At 41.5% G+C, this 18,820-nt stretch carries 21 protein-coding genes; 19 read left to right on the plus strand and 2 right to left on the minus strand.

Annotated features, from left to right (window positions below; genetic code table 11):
* Window positions 1-58 precede the first annotated feature (58 nt).
* Together ciaR and D8801_RS01190 are read left to right on the plus strand one after the other, a co-directional pair.
* Complete coding sequence (gene ciaR, locus D8801_RS01185) at window positions 59-733, plus strand: two-component system response regulator CiaR (RefSeq protein WP_000590630.1); 675 nt, start codon at window positions 59-61, stop codon at window positions 731-733.
* The gene (locus D8801_RS01190; protein WP_093584981.1) at window positions 723-2,060 is read left to right on the plus strand and encodes a sensor histidine kinase; all 1,338 of its coding nucleotides are present in this window, start codon (window positions 723-725) and stop codon (window positions 2,058-2,060) included. The genes ciaR and D8801_RS01190 overlap by 11 nt, the downstream gene beginning before the upstream one ends.
* A 66-nt stretch (window positions 2,061-2,126) precedes the next feature.
* On the opposite strand, the gene D8801_RS01195 is transcribed toward D8801_RS01190, so the two are convergent.
* Window positions 2,127-2,411 carry a DUF3270 domain-containing protein gene (locus tag D8801_RS01195; protein WP_093584984.1) on the minus strand — a complete coding sequence of 95 codons (285 nt, stop codon included), beginning with the start codon at window positions 2,409-2,411 and terminating at the stop codon, window positions 2,127-2,129.
* Between the two features lie 386 nt (window positions 2,412-2,797).
* Here D8801_RS01195 and D8801_RS01200 point away from each other — a divergent pair, with 386 nt between their 5' ends.
* From D8801_RS01200 to D8801_RS01245, 10 genes are all read left to right on the plus strand, one after another.
* The gene (locus D8801_RS01200; protein ID WP_125847250.1) at window positions 2,798-3,853 is read left to right on the plus strand and encodes an ABC transporter permease; all 1,056 of its coding nucleotides are present in this window, start codon (window positions 2,798-2,800) and stop codon (window positions 3,851-3,853) included.
* 13 nt (window positions 3,854-3,866) lie between these two features.
* Window positions 3,867-4,547 carry an ABC transporter ATP-binding protein gene (locus D8801_RS01205; RefSeq protein WP_125847252.1) on the plus strand — a complete coding sequence of 227 codons (681 nt, stop codon included), beginning with the start codon at window positions 3,867-3,869 and terminating at the stop codon, window positions 4,545-4,547.
* Between the two features lie 128 nt (window positions 4,548-4,675).
* Window positions 4,676-5,605 (plus strand): peptidase U32 family protein, encoded by a 930-nt coding sequence (locus D8801_RS01210; RefSeq protein ID WP_125847254.1) that lies wholly within the window; start codon window positions 4,676-4,678, stop codon window positions 5,603-5,605.
* Between the two features lie 105 nt (window positions 5,606-5,710).
* A complete protein-coding gene (gene rpiA, locus D8801_RS01215) occupies window positions 5,711-6,394 on the plus strand; it encodes a ribose-5-phosphate isomerase RpiA (RefSeq protein WP_125847255.1) in 684 nt (227 codons plus the stop codon).
* A gap of 23 nt (window positions 6,395-6,417) precedes the next feature.
* Window positions 6,418-7,629, plus strand: a complete 1,212-nt coding sequence (locus tag D8801_RS01220; protein ID WP_125847257.1) for a phosphopentomutase — start codon at window positions 6,418-6,420, stop codon at window positions 7,627-7,629.
* A gap of 1 nt (window position 7,630) precedes the next feature.
* Complete coding sequence (locus D8801_RS01225) at window positions 7,631-8,191, plus strand: DUF1697 domain-containing protein (protein WP_125847652.1); 561 nt, start codon at window positions 7,631-7,633, stop codon at window positions 8,189-8,191.
* Window positions 8,188-8,997, plus strand: a complete 810-nt coding sequence (locus tag D8801_RS01230; protein ID WP_125847259.1) for a purine-nucleoside phosphorylase — start codon at window positions 8,188-8,190, stop codon at window positions 8,995-8,997. The genes D8801_RS01225 and D8801_RS01230 overlap by 4 nt, the downstream gene beginning before the upstream one ends.
* Window positions 8,998-8,999: 2 nt before the next feature.
* On the plus strand, window positions 9,000-10,283 hold the full coding sequence (locus tag D8801_RS01235; RefSeq protein ID WP_125847261.1) for a chloride channel protein: 1,284 nt from the start codon (window positions 9,000-9,002) through the stop codon (window positions 10,281-10,283).
* Between the two features lie 354 nt (window positions 10,284-10,637).
* Window positions 10,638-11,348: a purine-nucleoside phosphorylase gene (gene deoD, locus D8801_RS01240; RefSeq protein WP_000022080.1), complete on the plus strand. Its 711-nt coding sequence runs from the start codon at window positions 10,638-10,640 to the stop codon at window positions 11,346-11,348.
* A gap of 144 nt (window positions 11,349-11,492) precedes the next feature.
* On the plus strand, window positions 11,493-12,224 hold the full coding sequence (locus D8801_RS01245; protein WP_125847263.1) for an NAD-dependent protein deacylase: 732 nt from the start codon (window positions 11,493-11,495) through the stop codon (window positions 12,222-12,224).
* A 200-nt stretch (window positions 12,225-12,424) separates the two neighbouring features.
* On the opposite strand, the gene pavA is transcribed toward D8801_RS01245, so the two are convergent.
* Window positions 12,425-14,080 carry an Rqc2 family fibronectin-binding protein PavA gene (pavA, locus tag D8801_RS01250; protein WP_125847265.1) on the minus strand — a complete coding sequence of 552 codons (1,656 nt, stop codon included), beginning with the start codon at window positions 14,078-14,080 and terminating at the stop codon, window positions 12,425-12,427.
* Between the two features lie 104 nt (window positions 14,081-14,184).
* On the opposite strand from pavA, the gene ybeY reads away from it, so the two are divergent.
* The 7 genes from ybeY to rpmG are packed head-to-tail and all read left to right on the plus strand — an operon-like array spanning window position 14,185 to window position 18,787.
* Window positions 14,185-14,682 carry an rRNA maturation RNase YbeY gene (ybeY, locus tag D8801_RS01255; RefSeq protein ID WP_093585018.1) on the plus strand — a complete coding sequence of 166 codons (498 nt, stop codon included), beginning with the start codon at window positions 14,185-14,187 and terminating at the stop codon, window positions 14,680-14,682.
* Entirely contained in the window at window positions 14,663-15,058 is a 396-nt protein-coding gene (locus D8801_RS01260) for a diacylglycerol kinase family protein (RefSeq protein ID WP_125847267.1), read from the plus strand. Before ybeY ends, D8801_RS01260 begins: the two co-directional genes overlap by 20 nt.
* Before the next feature lie 16 nt (window positions 15,059-15,074).
* A complete protein-coding gene (era, locus tag D8801_RS01265) occupies window positions 15,075-15,974 on the plus strand; it encodes a GTPase Era (protein WP_125847269.1) in 900 nt (299 codons plus the stop codon).
* Window positions 15,975-16,022: 48 nt separating this feature from the next.
* Window positions 16,023-16,847: a DNA-formamidopyrimidine glycosylase gene (gene mutM, locus D8801_RS01270; RefSeq protein WP_125847271.1), complete on the plus strand. Its 825-nt coding sequence runs from the start codon at window positions 16,023-16,025 to the stop codon at window positions 16,845-16,847.
* On the plus strand, window positions 16,847-17,452 hold the full coding sequence (gene coaE, locus D8801_RS01275; protein WP_125847273.1) for a dephospho-CoA kinase: 606 nt from the start codon (window positions 16,847-16,849) through the stop codon (window positions 17,450-17,452). The genes mutM and coaE overlap by 1 nt, the downstream gene beginning before the upstream one ends.
* Complete coding sequence (locus D8801_RS01280) at window positions 17,439-18,638, plus strand: multidrug efflux MFS transporter PmrA (RefSeq protein WP_125847275.1); 1,200 nt, start codon at window positions 17,439-17,441, stop codon at window positions 18,636-18,638. Before coaE ends, D8801_RS01280 begins: the two co-directional genes overlap by 14 nt.
* Window positions 18,638-18,787 carry a 50S ribosomal protein L33 gene (rpmG, locus tag D8801_RS01285; RefSeq protein ID WP_084943637.1) on the plus strand — a complete coding sequence of 50 codons (150 nt, stop codon included), beginning with the start codon at window positions 18,638-18,640 and terminating at the stop codon, window positions 18,785-18,787. Before D8801_RS01280 ends, rpmG begins: the two co-directional genes overlap by 1 nt.
* The last annotated feature ends 33 nt before the right edge of the window (window positions 18,788-18,820 follow it).

Consider the following 18,820-nt stretch of genomic DNA (forward strand, 5'->3'; position numbering starts at 1 on the left):
AGTTGAGTTTTTTTTAAGGCAATTTTGGTATAATAATTATAACAAGGAGGAGTTTCTGATGATAAAAATCTTATTAGTAGAAGATGACCTAGGTCTGTCAAACTCAGTATTTGACTTTTTAGATGATTTTGCAGATGTCATGCAGGTCTTTGATGGAGAAGAAGGTCTCTACGAAGCTGAAAGTGGCGTCTATGACTTGATTTTGCTTGACCTGATGTTGCCTGAAAAAAATGGATTCCAAGTCTTGAAAGAGTTGCGCGAAAAAGGAATTACGACACCAGTCCTGATCATGACTGCTAAGGAAAGTTTGGATGACAAGGGACATGGTTTTGAGTTGGGAGCGGATGACTACCTCACCAAACCTTTCTACCTAGAAGAACTCAAAATGCGGATTCAAGCTCTTCTCAAACGTTCAGGTAAGTTTAACGAAAACACCTTGACCTATGGAGATATTGTCGTCAACCTTTCAACGAATGAAGTTAAGGTGGAAGACACTCCTGTGGAACTGCTCGGAAAAGAGTTTGAGTTATTGGTTTACTTCCTTCAAAATCAAAATGTCATTCTTCCCAAGACACAAATTTTTGATCGTCTATGGGGATTTGATAGCGATACGACTATTTCCGTTGTAGAAGTCTATGTCTCAAAAGTTCGTAAGAAATTGAAGGGAACAGCCTTTGCTGAAAATCTTCAAACCTTGCGTAGTGTCGGGTATATTTTAAAAGATGTTCAATAAACTAAAAAAAACATGGTATGCGGATGATTTTAGCTATTTCATTCGAAACTTTGGAGTGTTCACCCTGATCTTCTCTGCTATGACCTTGATTATCCTTCAGGTCATGCACTCGAGTCTCTACACTTCTGTAGATGAAAAACTACAAGCCCTTAGTAGTAGTCCCCAAGCGGTTATCCAGTTAGCCCTTAATCGGGCAACCGAAGAGGTCAAGGATATTCAACCAGCAACAGCGGATGCAAGCAAGGCTGAAATCAAGCCCAATGTCAGCTCCAATACGGAAGTCTTGCTCTTTGACAAGGATTTTAACCAGCTCTTATTGGGCAATCGCTTTTTAGGCTTGGACAAGATCAAGCTGGACAAGAAAGAGTTGAATCATATTCGGCAAATCCAAGTTGTCAATAGCTACGGTCAGGAAGAAACCTACCGGATGATCTTGATGGAAACAAATTCGTCCACTGTTTCAAGCAACGTCAAATATGCGGCGGTTTTAATCAATACCAGTCAGCTTGAGCAAATCAGCCAAAACCATGAGCATTTAATCGTAGTGGTCATGGCCAGTTTCTGGCTTCTGTCTTTAATTGCTAGTGTTTACCTTGCCCGTGTCAGTGTCAAACCCTTGCTGGAAAGTATGCAAAAGCAGAAGTCCTTTGTTGAAAATGCGAGCCACGAACTGAGAACGCCTTTGGCTGTTTTACAAAATCGTTTAGAAAATCTCTTTCGAAAACCAGAAGCGACGATCATGGAATCCAGCGAAAGTATTGCTTCTAGCCTCGAAGAAGTTCGCAACATGCGCTTCCTTACAACCAACCTTCTCAATTTAGCACGTCGAGATGATGGACTTAAGCCAGAAATAGCAGAAGTTTCTCCACAATTCTTTAAAACCACCTTTACAAACTATGAGTTAATTGCTTCTGAAAATGATCGAGTTTTTGACTATGAAAATCGGATTTATCGTCCCTTCATGACCGATCAGTTGCTCTTAAAACAACTCATGACCATCTTGTTTGATAATGCCATCAAGTATACCGAAGAAGATGGAAAAATTGAGTTTGTGGTTTATGCTACAGATCGCCACCTCTATCTAACAGTAGCGGATAATGGGATTGGAATCTCAGCTGCTGACAAGAAGAAAATCTTTGACCGTTTTTACCGTGTAGACAAGGCGAGAACCCGTCAGAAAGGTGGCTTTGGCCTTGGATTATCTTTGGCCAAGCAGATTGTTGATGCTTTACGAGGAACGATTAGCGTCAAAGATAACAAGCCTAGAGGAACGATTTTTGAAGTTAAAATCGCTATCCAATCTCCTCCAAAACGAAAGAATAAATAAAAAAGACAGTTTTGAGAAACTGTCTTTTTAGATAACAAGAAAAGAGGTTGGTAGTAGTACCAACCTTTATTTTGAAAGTTTTCGTTTAATCATCTTTCGTTGAAGTTGTAAGAGGACGAAACTTGTTCCCATTGCAGCGATAAAAGATAAAGCTGTATTTAATTTTAAGGCTAAAAAGATAAAGCTAAAAAGTGCCATAAAAATACAGAAACAAGCGATATTTACAAAAAATAAAATCTCTTTTAGGTTAGGGCCGACTGGGGCTTCAGGTGTGTAATCTTGGTAAAGCGGAGTTTGTTTCGATTCGGGAATTTGTTCAAACTCATAAGCTTCTAATTTTCTTGCGGGCATGATTCTCTCCTTAACAGTACCTAACTATTTTATCATTTTTTATGCAGAGAATTGTTACAGAATGGTTACAAAACTACTAAAGTCTCTTATCATCTTCTAAGTCACTCTTCTTGACACCTACTAGGGAAAGTGATAGCATGGATGTTACACTTAAAACAGATGACCTAACCTTCTCTATTATAAATATACTGAGAAAGGAAAGGATAACTTATATAAATTGATAGCAAGCTGAGGCTTTTTCCTAAGATGATTTGTTGAGTTGCTACCTGGATACTTTTGAAGAGTTTTGGTAGAAGTTGTTTTGAATGGATGGAAGGACAGCGATTCTGTCTATTGGTCTGGGTGGCTTTTAAACTACCTCTGGGGAAAAGTTAAAGGAGATAAGCATGTATCTTGCTATCAAAGAAATAGTACGAAATAAACTTCGATATAGTTTGATTCTAACTACCATTTTTCTTATCGCTTTCATGGTCTTTTTTATGACCAGTTTAGCTCTTGGGCTTGTGCGGAACAACCGGGCCGCTATTGATAATTGGCAAGCAATGGGTGTCGTTTTATCCGACTACGCAAATGATAATTTGACAGCATCCTTTATTCCTGAAAAGGACTACAAGGATAAGAGTTCTGAAGAGGCTGCTCCATTGGGCTATATGTTCGCTGTGACCAATCTAGTCGATGGTAGTGAAAAGGTCAATGTTTCCATTTTTGCTCAAGACTGGGACGCTTTTATCTCTCCTAGTTTGACGGAGGGTCGTTATCCTGAAGGAGATGATGAGGTTGTCGTGGATCAGTCTTTTGAAAACTATGGGATTAAGCTAGGCGATGCCATTCAGCTCAATGGAAGCGAGGCAAGTTACAAGATTGTAGGCCTGACTCAAGGAAATAAATTTTTCACTGAGCCTGTTGTCTTTACGAGTCTGACAACTTACTGGACCTTACAAGGAACCTTGAAAGCCAATCGTTCTATCTCTGCCTTGGTATTGAAAAATGATATAGAAGTGGTCGGGGATGGACTGAAACAGATTTCTATTCCAAGAATGATATCGAAAATTCCTGGTTACACACCTCAGGTTAATGTATTTTCAGGGATGATTCTCGCTATGATTGTTATCACAGGCTTGATTGTGGGTATTTTTGTTTATATCATTACTATCCAAAAACTAGGTCTTTATGGAATAATGCGGGCTCAGGGAATACAGACCAAAACCATTGTATGGTCCCTTTTCTGTCAAATCTTCCTCCTAGCTGGTATGGGGATTGCTTTAGCCTTGCTGGCAATCGGAGGAGTGATTTTAGTCTTACCAGCTACCTTCTTTTTCTACCCGAGTTGGATAGCCTACTCTGTCCTAAGCTTGGTAATTTCCTTGATGGCCCTTCTAGGTGGTGTCATTTCACTTCCACGCTTGCTAAAGGTGGACCCGATTACTGCAATTGCAGAATGATAAGGAGAATAGTATGACAGCATTGATTGAAATGAATCAAGTGACAAAAACCTACGGGGAAGGAAAGATGAAAGTCGTTGCCCTGCATGAGACGCATTTTCAGCTAAATGCGGGAGAGTTCGTAGCTATCGTTGGGCCCTCAGGTTCTGGAAAGACGACCTTTCTAACAACTCTAGGACAACTACAGGAAGCATCGAGTGGAAAGATTTTGGTAAAGGGGAAGGAAACAGGCAGTTTGACGGAGAAGGAAAAAACAGACCTCCGTTTTAGAGAGTTTGGTTTCATTCTCCAGGCTTCAAACCTAATTCCTTTTCTAACAGTCAAGGAACAGCTGGATTTGATTGACAGACTGGATAAGGGAAAAAATAGTAAAAGTGACCGAAAAGAGCTCTTTGACTTGTTGGATTTGGAAAAAGTACAAGATCATTATCCCAAGGCTCTATCAGGTGGCGAACGTCAACGTGCCGCGATAGCTAGAGCGCTTTATAACAATCCAAGCATCGTGCTTGCAGATGAGCCGACAGCCAGTCTGGATACCGAGCGTGCTTACCAAGTAACGGAAATGTTAGCTGCCATTGCCCATGAACAAGGTAGAGGAGTTGTCATGATTACACATGATACTCGTCTTCTTGATAAGGTTGACCGTATTTATGTTATGAATGATGGCCACCTAGTTGAAGAAAAACACGCATAAAAAAGAAAGTGGACGGTGCTGCTTACTGTTCACTTTTTTGATTGCAAACTTTAAAAAATGACGTTGACTTTTTATAAAATTCCTGGTATTCATAGCTGATTTTTGAGAATTGTGGTATAATTTTTCTTATGGAAAAGATTATCATTACAGCAACTGCTGAAAGTATTGAACAAGTTGAACAACTACTCGAAGCTGGCGTAGACCGTATCTATGTCGGTGAGAAAGATTTTGGTCTTCGTCTGCCAACAACCTTTAGTCATGACCAATTGCGTGAGATTGCTAAGTTGGTTCATGAAGCAGGCAAGGAATTGATTGTTGCGGTTAATGCCCTCATGCACCAAGATATGATGGACCGAATCAAGCCCTTTCTAGACTTTTTGGAAGAAATCAAGACAGACTATATTACTGTTGGGGATGCAGGTGTCTTTTACGTGGTCAACCGTGATGGCTATTCCTTTAAGACCATCTACGATGCTTCAACCATGGTGACAAGCAGTCGTCAGATTAACTTCTGGGGTCAAAAGGCTGGCGCATCCGAAGCTGTTTTAGCACGTGAAATTCCATCTGCTGAACTCTTCAAGATGCCCGAGATTTTGGAAATTCCTGCTGAAGTCTTGGTTTACGGAGCTAGCGTCATTCACCATTCTAAGCGTCCGCTCTTACAAAACTACTACAACTTCACGCACATCGATGACGAAAAGACGCGTAAACGTGATCTCTTCTTAGCAGAACCAAGTGATCCAGAGAGCCATTATTCCATCTTTGAAGATAATCATGGTACCCATATCTTTGCTAACAATGACCTTGATTTGATGACCAAATTGATAGAATTGGTGGAGCATGGTTTTACCCATTGGAAGCTAGAAGGGCTCTACACACCAGGTCAAAACTTTGTTGAGATTGCTAAACTCTTTATCCAAGCGCGTAGCTTGATTCAAGAGGGGAATTTCAGCCATGACCAAGCCTTCTTTTTAGATGAGGAAGTGCGCAAGTTACACCCTAAAAACCGTTTCCTCGATACAGGATTCTATGATTACGATCCTGATATGGTTAAATAGGACACGAAAACCCGAAATAAAAATGTTCGGGTTTTTCAAGTGTATTCATGAAATAAAAACGGATACATGTTATAATAAAAGTAGCTCTTTAATGGAGGTGCTTAAGTGGAGAATCTGAAAAAGATGGCAGGTATCAAGGCTGCTGAGTTTGTCAAGGATGGTATGGTTGTCGGACTGGGAACTGGCTCTACTGCCTATTATTTCGTAGAAGAAATCGGTCGTCGTATTAAGGAAGAAGGATTGCAGATTACTGCTGTAACGACTTCCAGTGTGACCAGTAAACAGGCTGAAGGTCTTAAAATCCCGCTCAAGTCGATTGATCAAGTAGACTTTGTCGATGTGACAGTCGATGGAGCAGATGAAGTGGATAGCCAGTTTAATGGGATCAAAGGTGGTGGTGGTGCCCTTCTGATGGAGAAGGTTGTGGCAACGCCCTCAAAAGAATACATTTGGGTGGTTGATGAAAGCAAACTAGTAGAGAAACTAGGTGCTTTTAAATTGCCAGTAGAAGTGGTTCAGTATGGATCAGAACAGGTCTTTCGTCGGTTTGAGCGAGCTGGCTACAAACCAAGTTTCCGTGAAAAAGACGGCCAACGTTTTGTGACAGATATGCAGAACTTTATCATTGATCTAGCCTTGGAAGTCATCGAAGACCCAATTGCTTTCGGACAAGAATTAGACCATGTCGTTGGTGTCGTGGAGCATGGCTTGTTTAACCAAATGGTGGATAAGGTCATCGTAGCGGGACGGGATGGGGTTCAGATTTTAACTTCAACAAAAGCAAGATAACTAAAATAATAAGGAGACAGATTATGTCAAAATTTAATCGAATTCACTTGGTGGTACTGGATTCTGTCGGAATTGGTGCTGCACCAGATGCTAATAACTTTGTCAATGCAGGGGTTCCAGATGGAGCTTCTGATACACTGGGACACATTTCCAAAACAGTTGGTTTGAATGTTTCAAACATGGCTAAAATCGGTCTAGGAAATATTCCTCGTGAAACGCCTTTGAAGACTGTACCAGCTGAAAGTAATCCAACAGGTTATGCAACGAAATTGGAAGAAGTATCTCTTGGTAAGGATACTATGACTGGACACTGGGAAATCATGGGACTTAACATTACGGAGCCTTTCGATACTTTCTGGAATGGATTCCCGGAAGAAATCTTGACAAAAATCGAAGAATTTTCAGGACGCAAGGTCATTCGTGAAGCCAACAAACCGTACTCAGGAACAGCTGTTATTGATGACTTTGGACCACGCCAAATGGAAACTGGCGAGTTGATTATCTATACTTCAGCTGACCCTGTCTTGCAAATCGCTGCCCACGAAGACATCATTCCTCTGGATGAACTATACCGTATCTGTGAATATGCTCGTTCGATTACTCTTGAGCGCCCAGCACTTCTAGGTCGTATCATTGCCCGTCCTTATGTAGGTGAGCCTGGTAACTTCACTCGTACAGCTAATCGTCGTGACTTGGCAGTTTCGCCATTTGCACCAACTATTTTGGATAAATTGAACGAAGCAGGTATTGATACTTATGCTGTTGGAAAAATAAATGATATCTTTAACGGTGCTGGTATCAACCATGACATGGGTCATAACAAGTCAAATAGTCATGGAATTGATACACTTTTGAAGACTATGGGACTTGCTGAGTTTGAAAAAGGATTCTCCTTCACAAACTTAGTTGACTTTGATGCCCTTTATGGCCACCGTCGTAATGCTCATGGTTACCGTGATTGCTTGCATGAGTTTGATGAACGCTTGCCTGAAATTATCGCAGCCATGAGAGAGAATGACCTTCTCTTGATTACAGCGGACCATGGAAATGACCCAACCTATGCAGGAACAGACCACACTCGTGAATATATTCCACTTTTAGCTTACAGTCCATCCTTTAAAGGAAATGGTGTCATTCCAGTTGGACATTTTGCAGATATCTCAGCGACTGTTGCGGATAACTTTGGTGTTGAAACAGCCATGATTGGGGAAAGTTTCTTAGATGAATTGGTATAATATTACGCGATATGCTTTACTTGTTCGGGGGATTAATGTCGGTGGGAAAAATAAAGTTGTCATGGCGGATCTTCGTCAAGAATTGACAGAGTTGTGTTTGGAGAAGGTTGAAACCTACATCAACAGTGGCAATATTTTCTTTACTTCGACAGATCCCAAAGCCCGATTGGTTGAAAAGTTAGAGGCTTTCTTTGAAGTCCATTATCCATTTATTCAGAGCTTTTCTTTGCTGAGTCTAGAGGACTTTGAGGCGGAACTTGAAAATCTGCCAGAATGGTGGACCAAAGATTTGGCACGAAAGGATGTCCTCTTTTACACGGAGGGCTTGGATGTGGGTCAAGTCATTGAGAAAGTTGAAAGTTTAGAACTGAAAGATGAAGTGGTTCATTTTGGAAGACTTGGGATTTTCTGGGGGAAATTCTCTGAAGAATCCTACTATGCAACTGCCTATCACAAGTACTTGCTCAAGATGCCTTTTTATCGCAACATCACCATTCGCAATGCCAAAACCTTTGACAAAATCGGTCAAATGCTAAAAAATAATAAAGGAGACACACAATGACATTTTTAGATAAGATCAAGGAAACAGCTGCTTTCCTGAAAGACAAGGGAATCCAAGCACCTGAGTTTGGTTTAATCCTTGGATCGGGTCTTGGAGAACTTGCAGAAGAAATCGAAAATCCTGTTGTAGTAGACTATGCTGAGATTCCAAACTGGGGCCGCTCTACAGTAGTTGGTCATGCTGGTAAATTGGTATATGGTGACCTTGCAGGTCGCAAGGTCTTGGCTCTTCAAGGTCGTTTCCATTTCTACGAGGGAAATCCTCTGGAAGTGGTGACTTTCCCAGTACGTGTGATGAAAGTTCTCGGATGTGAAGGTGTCATTGTAACCAATGCAGCTGGAGGTATTGGATTTGGTCCTGGTACCTTGATGGCTATCTCAGACCATATCAATATGACGGGGCAAAACCCATTGATGGGTGAAAACTTAGATGATTTTGGTCCACGTTTCCCAGATATGTCTAAAGCCTACACTCCAGAATATCGTGCTACTGCCCATGAAGTGGCTAAAAAACTCGGTATCAAGCTTGATGAAGGTGTCTATATCGGTGTAACTGGTCCGACTTATGAAACACCTGCAGAGATTCGTGCCTATAAGACATTGGGAGCAGATGCAGTTGGTATGTCCACTGTTCCTGAAGTTATTGTGGCAGCCCACTCAGGCTTGAAAGTTCTAGGAATTTCATGTATCACTAACCATGCTGCTGGTTTCCAAGAAGAACTCAACCACGAAGAAGTTGTAGAAGTGACTGAACGTGTTAAAGGCGACTTCAAAGGCTTGCTTAAAGCGATTCTTGCTGAATTGTAATCATGTTAATAGAATTGAGGAGTATTTTTCGAAAAATCCCTTATAATTTTAGATTATTCATAGCAGTAATTCTGCAAGGAATAGTTTCGGGTTTATCTGGTATATTTCTCCATTATCTTTTAGAGATGGTGGAGGGGCTAGCTTTTGGTCAGTCAGAGCATCATAGTGGATTTTTGACAGATGGAGTTTCCTCCTCACGGATAGGACTAAGTTTAATAATCGTGGGTCTTAGCTCGTCCTTAGTCTGGTACTTCTTGCAAAAAGGGTCGAAGATTTATTCCATCAAAGCTCAGATGAAGGATGAGACTTCACAATACAAGCTTCATTTTTTAAGACAGCTATTTCATTCAATTTGGCAGATTATTGCAGTTGGAGGGGGAGCACCTATTGGCAAAGAAGCTGCGCCACGAGAGATTGGAACTCTATTTGCCGGGCCAATTGGAAAAATATGTATACTGTCTATGAAGGATCGCATCTTTCTCCTTGCTTGTGGTGCTGGTGCTGGTTTAGCGGCTGTCTATCAGGTTCCATTAACAAGTGTTTTCTTCGTTTTTGAGACTCTAGGAATTACTCTATCTATCAAGCGATTTGTCTTAGTCGGTTTGACTACCTATGTGTCAACCTATACAGCAGGATTGGTTATTTCAGATCATGCTCTCTACCAGATTCCAGCTATTGCATGGTCATTAAAGGAAGTGTGGTTTGTCCCTTTATTAGTTCTTTTCTTAACCCCCCTAGCTTGGCTTTTTGGTCGTTCAAGTAAAGAAGTGTCTTCAAACAGGATAAAAGATCAACGAATACTTCTCACATTGCCCTCAGCTTTTCTTTTTCTTGTTGGTCTGGCAAGTTACTTTCCGCATCTACTTGGCAATGGACGCATGATGGCTCAGGAAATTTTAAATGGTAGCAGTGGTCAAACAGTGCTTCTCATGTTTTTCCTAAAAGCAGTGGTCGTTCTTATTTTCCTTTGGGCAGGGGCCTATGGTGGTACTCTTACGCCATCTTTTGCCTTGGGGATGGCTGGAGCTGCTCTCTTGGGCATGATTCTAGGTTTGGACAGCCAGCCAAGCATTTTGCTTTTGGGATCGGTTTGCTTTTTATCTGTGACCTTGAGGGCACCCATTTCTGCAACCGGATTAGTTATAGGTTTCACTGGGCTAGGTATAGATTCTCTTCCGTATCTCTTAGTATCTGCTTTCCTAGCTTATGGTTTTGCAAAAGTGTTAGACCGTTTTCCTTGGGCTAGCATACTGTGTAAGATGTCAAAGAATAAAGTAATTAGGTAGGAAATGCCCGTTTCTTCTAATCAAGGATTTATCTTAAAAGATTAAAAAGTATTGTCAGTTTATCAATAACTGTTTTAAATAAAAATGTAGTAGGCTTATCGGAGTCATGATTGAATACGATTTTTCCTAGCTATGAAATATAAAAATAAAAAAAAAGAAAGGTAGAGCGTGTGTTCTGATTTGAACACGAGCGGAAAACTTTTCATAACAATAAAAGAAAGGATGGGTAAACCGTATTTGCTGAACTGAATACGGGCGGAGAACTGTGTAAAAAAGATAAACTGTCTAGCATCTGCGATGCTTCGTCAGTTTCCTATTTTTACTTTGTTCTCTGTCGCCCTTTATATCTTAATTATGTCTATCCATATTGCTGCTAAGCAGGGTGAAATTGCTGATAAAATTCTTCTTCCTGGGGATCCTCTTCGTGCGAAATTTATTGCGGAGAACTTCCTTGAAGATGCTGTTTGTTTTAACGAAGTGCGTAACATGTTTGGTTACACTGGTACTTATAAAGGCCACCGTGTATCTGTCATGGGAACTGGGATGGGAATGCCGTCTATTTCGATTTATGCACGTGAGTTGATTGTGGACTATGGTGTGAAAAAATTGATCCGCGTGGGAACTGCTGGTTCGTTAAACGAGGATGTCCATGTCCGTGAATTGGTTTTAGCGCAAGCAGCTGCAACCAACTCAAACATCATTCGCAATGACTGGCCACAGTATGATTTCCCACAAATCGCTAGCTTTGATTTGCTTGACAAGGCCTACCATATCGCCAAAGAACTTGGTATGACCACCCACGTTGGAAACGTCTTGTCATCTGATGTCTTTTACTCAAACTACTTTGAAAAGAACATCGAGCTTGGTAAATGGGGAGTCAAAGCTGTGGAAATGGAAGCGGCAGCTCTTTACTACTTGGCTGCCCAACACCACGTTGATGCACTTGCTATCATGACCATCTCCGATAGTTTGGTCAATCCAGATGAAGACACTACTGCAGAAGAACGCCAAAATACCTTCACTGATATGATGAAGGTTGGTTTGGAAACCTTGATTGCAGAGTAATCAGAGAATAGATTTTCAATTACATTAGTTACAAGAACTGTTGTAAGTGATTTATTTTCAATATCTTAGCAATGATAAAGAAAGAGTTGAAAATCCAACTATTGATTTTCAACTTTTTTAGAACTCAGCTTAAGGAGAGATGTGATGGATAAAATAGAACTATTACAAGACTTGATAGATCAAAGCCAACGGATTGTTTTCTTTGGAGGGGCAGGAGTGTCAACCGAGTCTAATATCCCAGATTTTCGTAGTTCAGATGGTCTTTATAGTCATCAGTTAGGCCGTCATTTTACGGCAGAGCAACTCGTTTCTCGCACCATGTTTGAGCGCTATCCAGAAGATTTTTTTGACTTCTATAAAAAATACCTGATTTATCCAGAAGCCAAGCCTAATGCTGCTCACACTTATCTAGCTGCTTTGGAAAAGACAGGTAAGCTAAAGGCTGTTGTGACACAAAATATCGATAGTCTTCATGAAATGGCTGGCTCCCAAAAGATCTTTAAATTGCATGGGAGTGCGGACCGGAATTACTGCCTAGGTTGTCAACGTTTCTATGACTTAACTGCTTTTCTGGCCCTCGAGGGACCTGTTCCCCATTGCTTAGACTGTGGCAAGGTGGTCAAGCCTGACGTGACCTTGTATGAAGAATCACTTGACATGGATGTCTTTAGTCAAGCTGCACAAGCTATTCGGCAAGCAGACTTGCTGATTATTGGTGGGACTTCCTTGGTTGTTTATCCTGCAGCTAGCCTAGTAAACTATTTTTCTGGAACAAATCTGGTCCTTATCAATAAAACCAGTATTCCACAAGACAGCCAAGCTACATTGGTCATTGAAGGCAAGATTGGGGAAGTCTTTTCGAAATTGAGACAATAAAAGAATTTTAGAAGATAGCAACAAAACCTTGTTACTTGAAAGAGAAAACTATCTCATTTATTGACCAAAATCTCGCTCTTTAAGAGTTACTAAAAACTGGCTGAGAAAATCAAAACACCTTCACTGATATGATGAAGGTCGGCTTGGAAACCTTGATTGCAGACTAAAATTGTAATAGAAAATCCTGATTTCAAGTTGAATCAGGATTTTTTCATAGATGCGATTTTTTCTGGGTCTGGTGTGACACGGAGGGTCTTTTGTCCAGTGTAGGTCACAAAGCCAGGTTTTCCACCAGTTGGTTTGTTGAGTTTTTTGACTTCTATCATATCCACTTGCACGAGATTTGACAAGCGCCCTTTGGAGAAGTAGGCAGCTAGTTCGGCCGCATCCGTCTTAACTTCATCAGATGGGTCAAGATTTCCTGAGATGACGACATGGCTTCCAGGGATGTCCTTGGCGTGGAACCAAAGTTCCTCCTTGCGAGCCATTTTAAAGGTTAGTTCCTCGTTTTGCAGGTTATTGCGTCCGACATAGATGATAGTCTTGCCATCGCTCGCCAGATATTGTTCTGGTTTTTTGCGTTTCTGGATTTTTTCACGTTGGCGTCTTCTAATAAAGCCAGTTTGGATCAATTCTTCACGGATTTCAGCGATTTCTTCCAGTCCAGCTTGATTGAGGACGGTTTCCACACTTTCCAGATAGAGAATGGTTGCCTTGGTTTCTTCAATCAGATCAGTCAAGTATTTGACAGCTTCTTTGAGTTTCTGGTAACGTTTGAAATAGCGTTGGGCATTCTGGCTGGGAGTTAGAGCTTTATCAAGAGCAATGATGATAGGCTGGTTGGTGTAGTAGTTATCCAAGACAACCTGGTCTTGGTCATTGGGAACTTGGTGGAGGAAGGTTGTCAGCAATTCGCCTTTTTGGCGAAACTCCTCAGCGTTGTCTGTGGCCAGTAATTCTTTTTCTTGTTTTTTGAGTTTGTGGCGGTTTTTCTGAAGCTCATTTTCAACGCGCCGAATCAGTTCACTAGCTTGCTGTTTGACACGATCGCGCTCAGCCTTGTCCTTAAAGTAGCTATCCAAGAGCTCTGATAGGCTGGCAAAAGGCTCTCCCACCTGATTTGCAAAAGGAACTGGACTAAAAGAAGTCTCAGTCAAGAATGGCTTGGTTTCTTGACTGAAAAAGTTTCGGAAGGTGGACAGTTTATCATGAACCAATAGACTTTCCAGTTCGTTTGCCGTATCGCGTCCTAGACCTTGAAAGAGACTTTGAAGATTTTTAGCTGTTAGTTCCTGTGTTTGCAGGATTTCAAAGAGTTTCTCGTCCTTGACTGTGAAAGGATTGAGAGACTCGGTGGTTGGCGGAGCGATATAGGTCGAGCCTGGCAGCAAGGTGCGGTAGCTATTCTGTGAAAAGCCAACGTGTTTGATGACTTCGAGGATTTTATGGTTACTTTTATCCACGAGGAGAATATTGCTGTGTTTGCCCATGATTTCGATAATTAAGGTAGCCCGGATATGGTCTCCAATCTCATTTTTATTGGAAACCGTAATTTCCACGATACGGTCATTTTCGATTTGCTCGATGGACTCAATTACGGCGCCCTGTAAATACTTTCTCAAAACCATGATAAAAGTAGAAGGTTGGGCTGGGTTTTCAAAGGTCGTTTGGGTCAGCTGAATGCGCCCAAAAACTGGATGAGCAGAGAGGAGCAGGCGATGGCTTTGGCGATTGCTGCGGATTTGCAAGACCAACTCTTGTTCAAAAGGTTGATTGATCTTCTGAATGCGACCATTGACCAACTCTCTTCGCAACTCCTCAACCATGTGGTGTAAAAAAAATCCGTCAAATGACATCGTTCTCTCCTTGTGATTGTATTCCATAGTATTATATCAAAAAGGTAGAATAAAATCATGGAAATATGGTATAATAAAGCCAAGTAAAGAGAATCGAGAAGTACATGTATATTGAAATGGTAGATGAAACTGGTCAAGTTTCACAAGAAATCTTGCAACAAACCCAAGAAATTTTGGAATTTGCAGCCCAAAAAATAGGAAAAGAAGACAAGGAGATGGCAGTCACTTTTGTGACCAACGATCGTAGCCACGAACTCAACCTCGAGTACCGTGATACGGATCGTCCGACAGATGTCATTAGCCTTGAATATAAGCCAGAATTGGATATTGCCTTTGATGAAGAAGATTTGCTTGAAAATCCTGAATTAGCAGAGATGATGTCTGAGTTTGATGCCTATATTGGGGAGCTTTTCATCTCTATTGATAAAGCGCATGAGCAGGCTGAGGAATATGGCCACAGCTTTGAGCGTGAGATGGGCTTCTTGGCGGTACACGGCTTTTTACATATCAACGGCTACGATCACTACACTCCGGAAGAAGAAGCGGAGATGTTCGGTTTACAAGAAGAAATTTTAACAGCCTATGGACTCACAAGACAATAAACGAAAATGGAAAAATCGTGACCTGGTATCCAGTTTAGAATTTGCCCTTACAGGAATTCTGACTGCTTTCAAGGAAGAACGCAATATGCGAAAACATGCAGTGACGGCTCTAGTAGTCATCCTTGCAGGTTTTGTTTTTCAGGTGTCACGGATCGAATGGCTCTTTCTCCTAATGAGCATTTTCTTGGTAGTAGCGTTTGAAATTATTAATTCTGCTATCGAAAATGTGGTGGATCTAGCCAGTCACTATCACTTTTCTATGTTGGCAAAGAAAGCCAAGGACATGGCGGCAGGAGCCGTGCTGGTGGTCTCTCTTTTTGCTGCAGTGACAGGTGCACTTATCTTTCTCCCACGCATTTGGGATTTATTATTTTAAACACTAAGAGGAAATTATGACATTTAAATCAGGCTTTGTAGCCATTTTAGGGCGTCCCAATGTTGGGAAATCAACCTTTTTGAATCACGTCATGGGACAAAAGATTGCTATCATGAGTGATAAGGCGCAGACAACGCGCAATAAAATCATGGGGATTTACACAACGGATAAGGAGCAAATCGTCTTTATCGATACACCGGGGATTCACAAGCCTAAGACGGCTCTTGGAGATTTCATGGTGGAATCAGCCTACAGCACCCTTCGTGAAGTAGACACTGTTCTATTCATGGTGCCAGCTGATGAGCCACGTGGTAAGGGCGACGATATGATTATCGATCGTCTGAAAGCTGCCAAGGTTCCTGTGATTCTGGTGGTGAATAAGATTGACAAGGTCCATCCAGACCAGCTTTTGGCTCAGATTGATGACTTCCGTAACCAGATGGACTTTAAGGAAATTGTTCCTATCTCAGCCCTTCAGGGAAATAACGTTTCTCGACTAATCGATATTTTGAGTGAAAATCTGGAGGAAGGTTTCCAGTACTTTCCGTCTGATCAAATCACAGACCACCCAGAGCGATTCCTAGTTTCAGAAATGATTCGTGAGAAGGTCTTGCACCTAACTCGTGAAGAGATTCCTCACTCAGTTGCCGTAGTAGTCGACTCTATGAAGCGTGATGAGGAGTCTGACAAGATTCATATCCGTGCAACCATCATGGTGGAACATGATAGTCAAAAAGGGATTATCATCGGAAAAGGTGGCGCTATGCTCAAGAAAATTGGAACTATGGCTCGTCGTGATATCGAACTCATGCTAGGAGATAAGGTTTTCTTAGAAACTTGGGTTAAGGTCAAGAAAAACTGGCGTGATAAAAAGCTAGATTTGGCTGACTTTGGCTATAATGAGAAAGAATACTAAGTAGAGGTGGGCTCATGCCTGCTTCTTGTTTTTACAGAAGGAGGAACTATGCCCGAATTACCTGAGGTTGAAACGGTTCGTCGTGGCTTAGAAAAATTGATTTTAGGAAAGAAGATTTCTAATATAGAGATTGCCTATTCTAAGATGGTCAAGACGGATTTGGATGAGTTTCAAAAGGAATTGCCTGGTCAGATTGTTGAGTCCATGGGGCGCCGTGGAAAATATTTACTTTTTTACCTGACAAACAAGGTCTTGATTTCCCATCTGCGGATGGAGGGCAAGTATTTTTACTATCCAGACCAGGTTCCTGAACGCAAGCATGCCCATGTTTTCTTCCAGTTTGAGGACGGGGGAACGCTTGTATATGAGGACGTACGCAAGTTTGGTACTATGGAACTATTGGCGCCTGACCTTTTGGAAGCCTACTTTGTTTCTAAAAAACTAGGGCCTGAGCCAAGAGAGCAGGACTTTGATTTGCAGGTCTTTCAAGTTGCTCTATCCAAGTCTAAAAAGCCTATCAAATCCCATCTCCTAGATCAAACCTTGGTAGCTGGCCTTGGCAATATCTATGTGGATGAGGTCCTCTGGCGAGCTCAGGTTCATCCATCTAGACTTTCCCAGACTTTGACGGCAGAAGAAGCGTCAGCTATTCATGACCAGACCATTGCTGTTTTGGGACAGGCAGTTGAAAAGGGCGGCTCTACCATTCGAACCTATACCAATGCCTTTGGGGAAGACGGAACTATGCAGGATTTTCATCAGGTCTATGATAGGACTGGTCAAGCATGTTCACGCTGTGGTACCATCATTGAGAAAATCCAGCTTGGTGGACGTGGAACTCATTTTTGTCCTCAGTGTCAAAGGAGGGGCTGATGGGAAAAATCATTGGAATCACAGGAGGAATTGCCTCTGGGAAGTCAACTGTGACAAATTTTCTAAGACAAAAAGGCTTTCAAGTTGTGGATGCTGATCAACTTGTTCACCAGTTACAAAGACCTGGTGGGCGTCTATATCAGGTCTTAGTTCAGCATTTTGGACAGGAAATTATCTTAGAAAATGGAGAACTCAATCGCCCTCTCCTAGCTAGTCTTATCTTTTCAAATCCTGAAGAGCGGGAATGGTCTAAGCAAACCCAAGGAGAGATTATTCGTGAGGAATTGGCTGCACTGAGAGAACAGTTAGCCCAGACAGAAGCGATTTTTTTCATGGATATTCCTCTGCTTTTTGAACAGAACTATGCCAACTGGTTTGATGAAACGTGGCTGGTCTATGTGGACCATGATATCCAATTAGAACGTTTCATGAAACGGGATCATCTTTCTAAGGAAGTAGCTGAGTCCCGTCTGGCAGCCCAGTGGTCTTTAGAAGAAAAGAAAAGTTTGGCGAGTCATATATTAGATAATAATGGCAGTCGTGACCAGCTTGTGGGGCAAGTAGTGAAGTTACTTGAAGGAGGAGATAGCTGTGCAAGAGATTAGTTGGAAAGATAATCTTCGTGTCGCCTGGTTCGGTAGTTTTCTAACGGGAGCCAGTATTTCCTTGGTCGTCCCTTTTATGCCTATCTTTGTAGAGCAGTTGGGAATCGAGAGTGACCAAGTTGCTTTCTATGCTGGATTAGCCATCTCAGTTTCGGCTGTTTCAGCAGCTTTGATTTCTCCTATCTGGGGTATTCTTGCTGACAAGTACGGTCGTAAACCCATGATGATTCGAGCTGGCCTTGCCATGACCATCACTATGGGAGGTTTGGCCTTCGTGCCGAATATCTATTGGTTAATCTTTCTTAGATTACTAAATGGCGTATTTACAGGTTTCGTACCGAATGCGACAGCTTTAATAGCCAGTCAAGTCCCCAAGGATAAGTCTGGCTATGCTTTGGGGACTTTATCAACTGGAGTAGTAGCTGGAACCCTAACCGGCCCCTTTGTAGGTGGCTTGATTGCTGAAATTTTTGGTATTCGCAATGTTTTTTTATTGGTAGGTGGCTTCTTGTTTTTAGCCGCAATCTTAACCATTTTCTTTATCAAGGAAGATTTTCAGCCAGTAGCTAAGGAGAAGGCAATACCAACAAAAGAGTTGTTTAGTTCTATTAAACACTCTCATCTTTTGATTAATTTGTTTTTAACCAGCTTTGTCATTCAATTTTCAGCTCAATCAATTGGTCCTATCCTGGCTCTCTATGTGCGGGACTTAGGGCAGACTGAAAATCTCCTCTTTGTATCTGGTTTGATCGTATCCAGCATGGGATTTTCTAGCATGATGAGTGCTGGAGTGATGGGAAAACTAGGAGATAAGGTGGGAAATCATAGACTTTTAGTTGCAGCGCAGGTTTATTCAGTCATCATTTACCTTCTTTGTGCCCATGCAACCAGCCCCATTCAACTTGGCTTGTATCGTTTTCTATTTGGTTTGGGAACGGGTGCTCTGATACCAGGTGTTAATGCATTGCTTAGTAAGATGACTCCCAAAGCAGGCATTTCAAGGATTTTTGCCTTTAACCAAGTCTTTTTCTACCTTGGGGGTGTTGTTGGTCCCATGACTGGTTCAGCAGTAGCAGGGCAATTTGGCTACCACTCTGTTTTTTATGCGACAGCAGCCTGTGTGGCTTTCAGTTGTTTATTTAACTTAGTTCAATTTAGATCATTATTAAAAGTAAAGGAAATCTAGTGCGAGTAAAAATTAATCTCAAATGCTCCTCTTGTGGCAGCATGAATTATCTAACTAGTAAGAACTCAAAAAACCATCCAGATAAGATTGAAGTTCTAAAATATTGTCCCAAGGAAAGAAAAGTAACCCTACATCTTGAATCTAAGTAGAATTTATGGTAAAATAATAGGGATTTTAAGGAG

This window comes from Streptococcus oralis (assembly GCF_003943415.1).
Lineage (GTDB): Bacteria > Bacillota > Bacilli > Lactobacillales > Streptococcaceae > Streptococcus > Streptococcus oralis_BJ.

Bases quoted from the DNA above. Each gene is read 5' to 3' on its own strand.
- ciaR (WP_000590630.1), top strand. From the start codon at position 59: ATGATAAAAATCTTATTAGTAGAAGATGACCTAGGTCTGTCAAACTCA.
- D8801_RS01190 (WP_093584981.1), top strand. From the start codon at position 723: ATGTTCAATAAACTAAAAAAAACATGGTATGCGGATGATTTTAGCTAT.
- D8801_RS01195 (WP_093584984.1), bottom strand. From the start codon at position 2,411: ATGCCCGCAAGAAAATTAGAAGCTTATGAGTTTGAACAAATTCCCGAA.
- D8801_RS01200 (WP_125847250.1), top strand. From the start codon at position 2,798: ATGTATCTTGCTATCAAAGAAATAGTACGAAATAAACTTCGATATAGT.
- D8801_RS01205 (WP_125847252.1), top strand. From the start codon at position 3,867: ATGACAGCATTGATTGAAATGAATCAAGTGACAAAAACCTACGGGGAA.
- D8801_RS01210 (WP_125847254.1), top strand. From the start codon at position 4,676: ATGGAAAAGATTATCATTACAGCAACTGCTGAAAGTATTGAACAAGTT.
- D8801_RS01220 (WP_125847257.1), top strand. From the start codon at position 6,418: ATGTCAAAATTTAATCGAATTCACTTGGTGGTACTGGATTCTGTCGGA.
- D8801_RS01230 (WP_125847259.1), top strand. From the start codon at position 8,188: ATGACATTTTTAGATAAGATCAAGGAAACAGCTGCTTTCCTGAAAGAC.
- D8801_RS01235 (WP_125847261.1), top strand. From the start codon at position 9,000: ATGTTAATAGAATTGAGGAGTATTTTTCGAAAAATCCCTTATAATTTT.
- deoD (WP_000022080.1), top strand. From the start codon at position 10,638: ATGTCTATCCATATTGCTGCTAAGCAGGGTGAAATTGCTGATAAAATT.
- D8801_RS01245 (WP_125847263.1), top strand. From the start codon at position 11,493: ATGGATAAAATAGAACTATTACAAGACTTGATAGATCAAAGCCAACGG.
- pavA (WP_125847265.1), bottom strand. From the start codon at position 14,080: ATGTCATTTGACGGATTTTTTTTACACCACATGGTTGAGGAGTTGCGA.
- ybeY (WP_093585018.1), top strand. From the start codon at position 14,185: ATGTATATTGAAATGGTAGATGAAACTGGTCAAGTTTCACAAGAAATC.
- D8801_RS01260 (WP_125847267.1), top strand. From the start codon at position 14,663: ATGGACTCACAAGACAATAAACGAAAATGGAAAAATCGTGACCTGGTA.
- era (WP_125847269.1), top strand. From the start codon at position 15,075: ATGACATTTAAATCAGGCTTTGTAGCCATTTTAGGGCGTCCCAATGTT.
- mutM (WP_125847271.1), top strand. From the start codon at position 16,023: ATGCCCGAATTACCTGAGGTTGAAACGGTTCGTCGTGGCTTAGAAAAA.
- coaE (WP_125847273.1), top strand. From the start codon at position 16,847: ATGGGAAAAATCATTGGAATCACAGGAGGAATTGCCTCTGGGAAGTCA.